Origin of the sequence: Brotomerdimonas butyrica, from assembly GCF_025567305.1 — a bacterium.
GTDB lineage: Bacteria > Bacillota > Clostridia > Peptostreptococcales > Anaerovoracaceae > Lentihominibacter > Lentihominibacter butyricus.
The window spans coordinates 198421-207770 of sequence record NZ_JAOQJP010000003.1; the positions used below are offsets into that span (position 1 = coordinate 198421).

Annotated in this window: 7 protein-coding genes; 6 read left to right on the forward strand and 1 reads right to left on the reverse strand. The window is 40.7% G+C overall.

What is annotated here, in order from left to right:
- The first annotated feature begins 11 nt into the window (after nucleotides 1-11).
- Genes OCV59_RS03700 through OCV59_RS03725 form a run of 6 tightly spaced genes read left to right on the forward strand, consistent with a single transcriptional unit; the run spans nucleotide 12 to nucleotide 8680 of the window.
- A complete protein-coding gene (locus OCV59_RS03700) occupies nucleotides 12-2174 on the forward strand; it encodes a type I restriction-modification system subunit M (RefSeq protein WP_147593159.1) in 2163 nt (720 codons plus the stop codon).
- On the forward strand, nucleotides 2174-3508 hold the full coding sequence (locus tag OCV59_RS03705) for a restriction endonuclease subunit S (protein ID WP_147593160.1): 1335 nt from the start codon (nucleotides 2174-2176) through the stop codon (nucleotides 3506-3508). Before OCV59_RS03700 ends, OCV59_RS03705 begins: the two co-directional genes overlap by 1 nt.
- Nucleotide 3509: 1 nt before the next feature.
- Nucleotides 3510-3986, forward strand: a complete 477-nt coding sequence (locus tag OCV59_RS03710) for a hypothetical protein (RefSeq protein ID WP_262584093.1) — start codon at nucleotides 3510-3512, stop codon at nucleotides 3984-3986.
- Nucleotides 3983-6586, forward strand: a complete 2604-nt coding sequence (locus OCV59_RS03715) for a DEAD/DEAH box helicase family protein (protein ID WP_262584094.1) — start codon at nucleotides 3983-3985, stop codon at nucleotides 6584-6586. The genes OCV59_RS03710 and OCV59_RS03715 overlap by 4 nt, the downstream gene beginning before the upstream one ends.
- 14 nt (nucleotides 6587-6600) lie before the next feature.
- The gene (locus tag OCV59_RS03720; protein WP_147593161.1) at nucleotides 6601-8097 is read left to right on the forward strand and encodes an ImmA/IrrE family metallo-endopeptidase; all 1497 of its coding nucleotides are present in this window, start codon (nucleotides 6601-6603) and stop codon (nucleotides 8095-8097) included.
- Between the two features lie 16 nt (nucleotides 8098-8113).
- Nucleotides 8114-8680, forward strand: coding sequence for a GIY-YIG nuclease family protein (locus OCV59_RS03725; RefSeq protein ID WP_262584095.1), 567 nt, complete (start codon nucleotides 8114-8116; stop codon nucleotides 8678-8680).
- A gap of 10 nt (nucleotides 8681-8690) precedes the next feature.
- Here the strand turns inward: OCV59_RS03725 and OCV59_RS03730 are convergent.
- The coding region (locus OCV59_RS03730; RefSeq protein WP_147593162.1) for an IS3 family transposase at nucleotides 8691-9350 on the reverse strand (660 nt) is incomplete at its 5' end.

A 9350-nucleotide genomic window follows, 5' to 3' on the forward strand; every position in this document is an offset into this window, starting at 1 on the left:
AACCAGATATTATGGCTAAAGCTAAAATTACAGAAGTTATGATGGACGATAAGACTATTGATGCGTCCAAAGAAATAGCAATGGTATTTTCTATTGCAAATACATTAAGAGGACCTTACAAGCCTGACAAGTATAAGGATGTTATCATTCCGATGACTATCCTTCGTCGCCTTGAATGTGCCTTGGCAGCAACGAAAACCGCAGTTTTAGACACATATAAGAAAAACCCAAAAGCACCTGCACAGTTATTGTGCAAGAAATCGGGCTATCAGTTCTACAACACCTGCGAATATGATTTGAAAAAATTACTTACAGAAGCACCTGCTATTGTAGAGAATCTCACTTTCTATGTTGAATCATTCTCTCCTAACGTGCAGGCAATTTTTGAAGAGTTGAAATTTAAGGAGGAGATAAAAAACCTTGATAAGAACAACCGCTTACTTGGCGTTGTTAAGAAATTTTCTGAACTGGACTTAGACCCGGAAAAAGTTGATAATTTAAAGATGGGTTATATGTTTGAGGAAATCATCCGTAGATTCTCTGAAAACGCATCTGCTGGTGACCATTACACCCCTCGTGAAGTTATACGTCTTCTGACAAGCATTCTGCTTGCTGAAGGATGCAGTGATATTTTCAGCGAAGGTCGTGAAGTTACCGTATTAGACATGGCCTGTGGTACAGGTGGTATGCTTGCTACTGCTCACGATTTCATTGTTCGTATGAATCCGGATGCCAATGTCCGCCTGTTTGGACAGGAAAATAGTCCTGAATCCCACGCTATCTGTCTTGCAGATATGCTGATTAAGAACCAGTCTGCTGAAAATATCCGCTTTGCTGATACAATGAAAGAGGATTGTTTCGAAGACACCGATATGCGTTTTGTCATCGCTAATCCGCCTTTTGGCGAATCCTGGGGCGGCAAAGATGCCGGAGACGGTGTTGAAAAAGCTGTACGTAAAGAACATAAAAAAGGAAAAGATGGTAGATTCCCTGCAGGTCTTCCGGCAACCGGAGATATGCAGTTACTTTTCATGCAACACGCCGTTGCAAAAATGCAGAAAAAAGTTGGCCGTGCAGCTATCATTACAAATGGCTCTCCTCTTTTCTCTGGAAACACAACCAGTGGCGAAAGCCAGATCAGAAGATACCTTCTTGAAAATGACTTGGTAGAAGCTATCATCGGACTGCCTTCTCAGTTGTTTTACAACACTGACATTGCTATTTATGCCTTCATTCTCTCCAAAGGAAAAAGAGATGAACGCAACGGCAAGGTTCAGTTTATTGATGCTACCGATATGTGGACTCCTTTGAAACGCTCTCTCGGTAAAAAACGTAGAGAAATTTCCAAGAAGCAGATTACACTCATTACTGAAATGTATTCCGATTTTGCTCCTGGTAAGAAAACCATATGGGACGAAAAACGCAAGCATGATTGTGTGATTGAAAGCAAGATTTTTGACCGTGAAGAATTTCTTTACAAGGAATGGTCTGTGTACCAGCCACTTCAGCGTAGTGGTGCTATCAATGCAGATACCATAGAGGCACTTCGTAATAGTGCTTATTTTACGGCGAATACTAATATTTTCAATGAGGCAAAATTCGAGGAATTAGAACAGACCAATCCTCGTAGTGATGCCGATGAGAAAGCATATCAGAAGCAGATTAAGGGACGTGAGTTTACTGCCGCCGTTATCGAAGCATTGACCGATCATATCTCAGACACTGTATATACCGACTTTTCAAAATTTGAGATTGCTTTGAAAAAGGCACTTGCAGATGTAGATGGTTTGTCTCCTTCCCGTTTAGGTGGAATTGCTATGGAGATGTCGGTTATCGATAAAACAGCCGTTGTTCAAAAGGACAAAAAAGGTCATATCATTATTGACCCTACTACTAAGGATACAGAAATCATTCGCTTGAACCAAGATGTTAAGGCTTATATGGATGCTGAAGTATTCCCTCATATCCCGGACGCTATTTACTGCTACGAGTTTGACGAGAAGAAGGCTGTAAGTGTAACAAACAAGGAAAAATTAGGTGCTGAGTTTCCTTTTACTCGTTACTTTTACGAATATCAGGAGCCCGAAAAAGCAGATGATTTGTTAGCACAGTTTATGGAATTGGAATCTTCGCTTTCTACTAAAATCGCAGCCTTGCAAAAGGGGGCGGAATAATGGGAGGTTATAAACAAAGTGGAATTGAAGGAGTTGGATTGATTCCTTGTGGATGGGATGAGTCCAAACGAATTAAGGATGTATTTGGCCATTCAAAAGGATTATCAATCACCAAAGAGGACTTAGTTGATGAAGGCATAGCTGTAATAAGTTATGGTCAAATTCACTCTAAAGAGAATACCGGAACAACAATAATTCCTGAATTGATTCGTTTCGTTGAGGAACGGCATATTCGAGGATGTGCCAATAGTCGAGTGCATCGGGGCGATTTTATTTTTGCTGATACGTCTGAGGATTTAGATGGTTGTGGCAATTGTGTTTATGTTGATTCTGATGACATAATTTACGCTGGATATCACACTATCATTTTCTCGTCACCCAAAACTGATAACCGCTATTTAGCATATCTGTTTCAGACTGATGCATGGAGAACTCAGATTAGAAAAAATGTGTATGCAGTCAAAGTGTACACAGTATCCCAAAAAATATTGAAAGAATGTAAAATCATTCTACCTCCCGAATGGGAGCAGATAGCGATAGCTAATATTTTGGATACTTCCTGCGAGCAATTAAACAGTATTATCACTGACTTAGAGTCACAAATTGATAAGTTGATGGCATACCGTAAAGCAATAATCACAGAAATCGTGACAAAAGGGCTTGGCAAAAGTGTTCCTATGAAGGATAGCGGTATCATGACTATCGGACAAATTCCAGCACATTGGGATGCAAAAAAGCTTAAATATGCTCTTGCTTCGCCATTACAATATGGTGCCAATGAATCAGGGGATAATTTTGATGATGCAAATCCTCGCTATATCCGAATCACGGATATAGCAGAAGATAACACCTTGAAGGAAGAAGGAAAACTTTCACTTCGTGCTGATCTGGCCAAACCCTATATGCTGAAAGACGGAGATGTGTTGTTTGCAAGAAGCGGTGCAACGGTTGGTAAAACTTTTTACTATACATCCGATTGCGGTCCCGCAGCGTTTGCCGGCTATCTTATCAAGGCGAATACAGACAGAAATAAACTCAATCCTCGTTTCCTTTTTTACACAACCTTAGGTGTTGGATATGAAAACTGGAAGAATACCGTATTTACCCAAGCAACGATACAAAACATAGGGGCAGATAAGTACGCAACCCTTCCGGTCACCTTGCCTCCAATTAAAGAACAGACGGTTTTGATTGAATATCTTGATAGAGTATGTGCAGATATTGATGCGACTGTATCTATCAAATCTGCCCAGTTGTACGCAATGCGAAAACATAAAGAGGCTTTAATTTATGAATATGTTACTGGTAAAAAACGAGTAAAGGAGGTTCAATAATATGCCTATCAAAGCAGACCAACTTCGAGAAAAAGAAGACTATCAAAAACTGATTATGGAACGCTTGCATGAAGACAACGGTTTTCGTACCCGTCCAAATACAGTATATCAACCGGGACTGGCTATGGATACCGAGATGCTTCTTGAGTTCCTTGAGGACACACAGCACGATGAAATGGAACACCTCCGCCGTATGTATAAGGACCGCACAGAAGAAACGGTTATTAATTACATCAACTCTGAAATAAACAAAGAAAGCCGAGGTCTGATTGATGTAATCAAACACGGTGTCGAATTTGACAACGGCGTTACATTAAAACTGATGTATCGTAAACCAGACAGCACCATCAATACACAGGCTGTTGCAAATTACAAGAAGAATATCTTCTCTGTTATGGAAGAGGTATATCACAAAGCCGATGAGCGAGTAGACTTGGTTCTGTTCCTCAATGGTTTGCGATATTTGCCATCGAATTGAAGTGCAACACATCAGGTCAAACTTATAAAGATGCCATCAAACAGTATAAGGAAGAACGTGATGCCACTACCCGTCTTTTCAAGACCAAGGTCGGCGTTTTCGCTGCCTTTGCTATGGATTTAAATGAAGTATATTTTACAACCGAACTCAAAGGTACAGATACCTTCTTTAATCCATTTAACATTGGCGAGAACTTCGGCAAAGGAAATCCTCATAATGAAAATGGCTTGAATGTTTCCTATATGTGGGAAAATATCTGGACAAAAGATAAAATCCTGTTCTTGATTGAGCGTTTTATTTACATCAAGAAAAAAGAAACACGAAATGCTGACACTGGAAAAATCAAGAAGTCGAAGGTTCTGATTTTCCCACGTTTCCATCAGCTTCGTGCCGTTGAGCGTGTTATGAATGATGTCATTATCAATCATACATCTTGCAACTACCTCATCGAGCATTCTGCAGGAAGCGGAAAAACTGAAACCATTTCCTGGTTGGCTCATATACTGGCAACTGTCCATGATGCAAATAATGATAATGTATTTGATACGGTTCTGATTATCACCGACCGTATCATCGTTGACCGCCAACTTCAAGAGGCTATCCTCGGTATCGAGCATAAAAGCGGACAGGTAAAAGTTATGGACGACAAGTGCGATTCAGAAGATCTGGCTATCGCCCTTGGCGGAAACACAAAGATTGTTGTTACTACAATCCATAAGTTTTACTATATCCTCAATAACAATCTGCTCGGCGACCTTAAGAATAAGAAATTCGCAGTACTGATTGATGAAGCACACTCTTCCACCGAAGGCGTTTATATGCAATCAGTTACAAATGTGCTGACCAACGAAGAAGATGAGGAAGAAAAAACCGAAGAAGATAAAATGCTTGAGGAAATCCAGAAAAGCGGTAAACAGAAAAATGTTTCTATGATTGCTTTTACTGCTACTCCTAAACCGGATACCCTTCAGCTTTTCGGCACCCTTAACGCAGAGGGCAAGAAAGAATCCTTTGACCTGTACTCCATGAAGCAGGCTATTGAAGAGGGATATATACTGAATGTTCTGGATAACTATGTTACCTGGAAAACCTACTGCCACATTAATAAGGCTATCGAAGGTGACCCTGAACTTCAATCCATTGCAGCGAAACGTAAAATGGCTCGATTCATCGATTTGCATGATACCAACATTGCACAAAAGGTTGAAATTATCATCGAGCATTTTAGAGCAAATGTTGCAGGTTGCCTCGGTGGTAAAGCAAAGGCAATGGTAATTACCTCCTCCCGTCCTGCTGCCGTTAAATACAGACAAGAGTTTGAAAATTACATCCAGGCAAAGGGATATTCCGGAATCAAAGCACTTGTGGCCTTTTCCGGCAAAGTAAAGCTGAACGATATAGAATACACCGAACCTGTTATGAATGGCTTTAAGGAAGAAGAACTGCGATACGAATTTGACCGCAGTTGCTACCAGGTTCTTATCGTTGCCGATAAATATCAAACCGGGTTCGACCAGCCGAAATTGGTGGCAATGTATGTCGACAAGCGTTTGCGTGGTGTGCAGGCTGTACAGACGCTCTCTCGCTTGAATAGAATTTGCCCTCCTTATGATAAAACCACTTTTGTTTTGGACTTCAAAAACAGCTACGATGATATCAAGGCCGCTTTTGAACCTTACTACAAAGATACTGTTTTATTCGAGACTATTTCGCCGTCCGACATTCGTGACCTTGACCGCGAAATTGATGCCTACGAATTTTTGGATGCAGACGATATTGATGAATTTAACACTTATCTGTATAAGGAAAACCGTACTTCCAAAGATAAGCAACGTATGTGGGCATTGCTTGACAGTGCATTAAAGCTGATTACAAAGCACCCTGAACTGGAACAGATGGAAATCAAGATTACAATTCGCCGCTTCTTAAAGGGATATTGTTTCCTAATCCAAGCTACGGCTTATGAAAATCTCGAATTTCATAAGAGATATAACTTCCTCTCCTACTTGATTAAAGAACTCAATCCTGGCGGTGGCGGAAACAACTTCGATATAGCAGACAAAATTACAGTAAGTGATTTTAGGCAAAAGCAAATGGAAAAACACGAAGGAGATGAAATCGAAGCCAAGCCAGAAGTAAAAATCAAGAAACCAAAGCCTGCAAGCATTGAAGAAGAACAGAAAAAACTGCTTTCCCAGATCATCGACGAGGTAAACGCTCTGTATGATAAGGATTATGAACCGGATTTTACTACCAAAGCAGCAATGCAAATCCGCGACTTGCTTTTGAAAAATCCTGCTCTAAAAGACCGTCTTGAGAAGAGCGCCAAGAATAATACCTTAAGTGAATTCAAATTCACATACGATGACTGCGTGCAAGATGCATTAGTAGAAGGCTATGACCAAAATGTTGATTTCTATACTCTTCTTTTAAACAATGAAGAAATTAGAGCAAAATTCGCCAACGTATTTATAACTGAGGTGTATCGCATTTTGCGTGGTCCTGCAACTACTGTAAACTATACCGATATTATTAACAGCACGCCTCTTTCAAAGGTAGCTGAAGATACTGCCCCTTACGGCAACAACAAAAAAGACTAACAGGAGGAATTCATATGGCCAAAAATCCATTTATGCACTTTGTTCAAGATTTGGAAAAAGAGGCCGAAGACTTCCTGCGTAAGTACGAATGCGCCGATGCTATAGACACTCCGAGATGTATCCCTATTCGCGATATTGCAACAAGACTGATGTCCTTGGATATCGTGGATACGGAATACCTTTCTTATGACGGTAGCGTACAAGGTGCTATCGCCTTTACCAATGGCATAATAGATGTGTATGACTGGTCTACGGAGCAAAACATCGGATACGAAGTATCCCATCCTACACTATTTGTAGATGCAGATATTTTAAACACTGGAAGAGTCAATAACACAATAGCCCATGAATGTTTTCATTGGTGGCGACATCGTAATTATTTCAACTTTAAACGCACCCATGAAAATGGTACTGAATTTGCGTTCCGTTGTAATAATCGCACTTCGCACTTCGGAAGCCTTCTCGGTGGGCAATGGTCTGACGAGGATAAAATGGAATGGCAGGCAAAGACTATCGCCCCTAAAATTTTAATGCCTCGTAATGCCTTTAGAAAAAAAGTTGATGAAACCTATAAACTGCTCTGTAGCAACAATGGTCTGACTAAATTGTCAGTTACCTCAAATGTTATTGATGTCGTTTCTGATTTTTTTGCTGTATCAAAGCAATCTGCTGCAATAAGAATGCTTGAGTTAGGATATCAAGAAGCCGAAGAATATTGCAGTACCGATGCCACAAACAACGAAAGAACACCTCAGAGTAACAAAAAAGGTTCGACCGCAAAATATCATCTTAGACCTATTACTCGTATCCAGGCCTTTGAACTGTACTTCTCAAATGATTTACTTAAAGCCGCTTTAGATACAGGTGCATTTCATTTCGCTGATGGTTATTTTGTTTTAAATGATTCTAAGTACTTACAAACCAATTCCTTTGGCAAAAAAACACTAACGAAATATGCCAAAAACCATCTCACAGAATGCGCCCTTGATTTTTCAGTACGCTTGGTGCCAGACGGATTGATGCATGGACTTCCAAGCATTATGTATCGTTCCGACAGTGTTTTCCGTGAAGAATCAACCTTTGAGGCAAACACTCAAAACACCGAACTTTTCAATAAATCAAAGGAGTTTGAAAAGAAACTCAAACGCAGTCAAGCTACCGCCGTTACTCCGGCAATGTGGATGAAGCAACGCATGGACGATGAGCATTGGTATGAAACTACCTTTGAAACAAAAACCAAACTCGATAAAATGAATTTCTCTCGTGTCCAGGGTGGCACTCACAAATTTACAATGCGTCCTTTGGTTGCGATGGGTGTTGGATTATCTCTGGACTTATCTGAAATGGAAGAGGTTTTAAGCCTTGGCGGTATGACCTTTATTAAGGGAGACCGTGAACATGAAGCATACAAATATCTATTTACCGCTTTTTACGGCAAAGATATCGATGAATGCAACGAATTCCTACAGGAAGTAAATGTACCTCTTTTAGGGACACAGCAAAGATTATAGTAAGGAGGCACTTGCAATGGCACGTGGCAAAAGCATCAATCTCTTCCTTATGGACGGAGATGCAAACGGACGTATGAAATGCACACTGGCAAACTGGACTGGTGTTGCATATAAAATTCCAAGAACGGAATTAGATAAATGTAAGGAAAGAGATGACCTTAAACAAAGTGGCGTTTATTTCCTTTTCGGTAAAACCGAAGAAACCGGAGAAAGCGTTGTATATATCGGACAGGCAGGCGCAAGAAAAAATGGCGAAGGCATTTTACATCGCCTGCAAGAGCATAAACGCAACCCAGAAAAAGATTACTGGACAGAGGCTATTGTATTTACGACCTCAAACAACTCCTTTGGTCCAACTGAAATCAGCTATCTTGAAAATCGTTTCTGTGGCTTGGCGGTTCAAGCTAAACGCTATGTTGTAAAAAACGGCAATGACCCTACACCAGGTAATATCACAGAAGAAAAAGAAAGCGAACTTGAAGAATTTATCGACAACGCAAAAATCATCATGGGTACCCTCGGACACAAGGTGTTCATCCCGTTACTGGTAACCCTTTCTGCACCAGTTGAGGTGCACCCATAAAAGTAGAGTATCAAACCTCGTTTTTCCCCTGCCTGTAGAACTCGTCAGGAGTTAAATATCCGAATGTTTCATGTGGCCTTTCTTTCGGATAGAAATGCCACACGTATTCATATACATCCCGCTTCGCCTGCTGGATCGTATCATACTTATCTGAAAGCCATTCCGATTTCATTTTTCCCCAGAAGCTTTCCATCGGAGCATTATCCCAGCAGTCTCCTTTTCTGCTCATACTGCAAAGAAAATCATGTTTACTGATCAGCTGCCTGTATTCCGTTGCACAGTAGGTGGAGCCTCGGTCCGAGTGTATGATACAGCCGGGCTTTCCGCATCCTCTCATGATCATATCATCAAATGCATCCATTACAAGCTTTTTATCATTGCGAGTGCTCATCGCGATCCCTACGGGCATATCTCCATACAGATCCAGAATACCGGCTACGTAGAGTTTTCCCTGCCCGGTCGTGATCACTGTTGTATCGCTGAGCATCTTGGAATCAGGCTCTTCTGCTGTAAAGTCTCTGTCGATCAGGTTATCTGCTATCAGTTCATCGTGATCTGAATCCGTTGTGCAGATATATTTTTTACAGGACTTTGAAAACAGGCAGCATTCCTGCATGATGCGTTCTACACGCTTATGGTTTATTGGTTTTTTATGCATCTTGTTTAAAAT

Bases quoted from the DNA above. Each gene is read 5' to 3' on its own strand.
- OCV59_RS03725 (WP_262584095.1), top strand. From the start codon at position 8,114: ATGGCACGTGGCAAAAGCATCAATCTCTTCCTTATGGACGGAGATGCA.
- OCV59_RS03700 (WP_147593159.1), top strand. From the start codon at position 12: ATGGCTAAAGCTAAAATTACAGAAGTTATGATGGACGATAAGACTATT.
- OCV59_RS03705 (WP_147593160.1), top strand. From the start codon at position 2,174: ATGGGAGGTTATAAACAAAGTGGAATTGAAGGAGTTGGATTGATTCCT.
- OCV59_RS03720 (WP_147593161.1), top strand. From the start codon at position 6,601: ATGGCCAAAAATCCATTTATGCACTTTGTTCAAGATTTGGAAAAAGAG.
- OCV59_RS03710 (WP_262584093.1), top strand. From the start codon at position 3,510: ATGCCTATCAAAGCAGACCAACTTCGAGAAAAAGAAGACTATCAAAAA.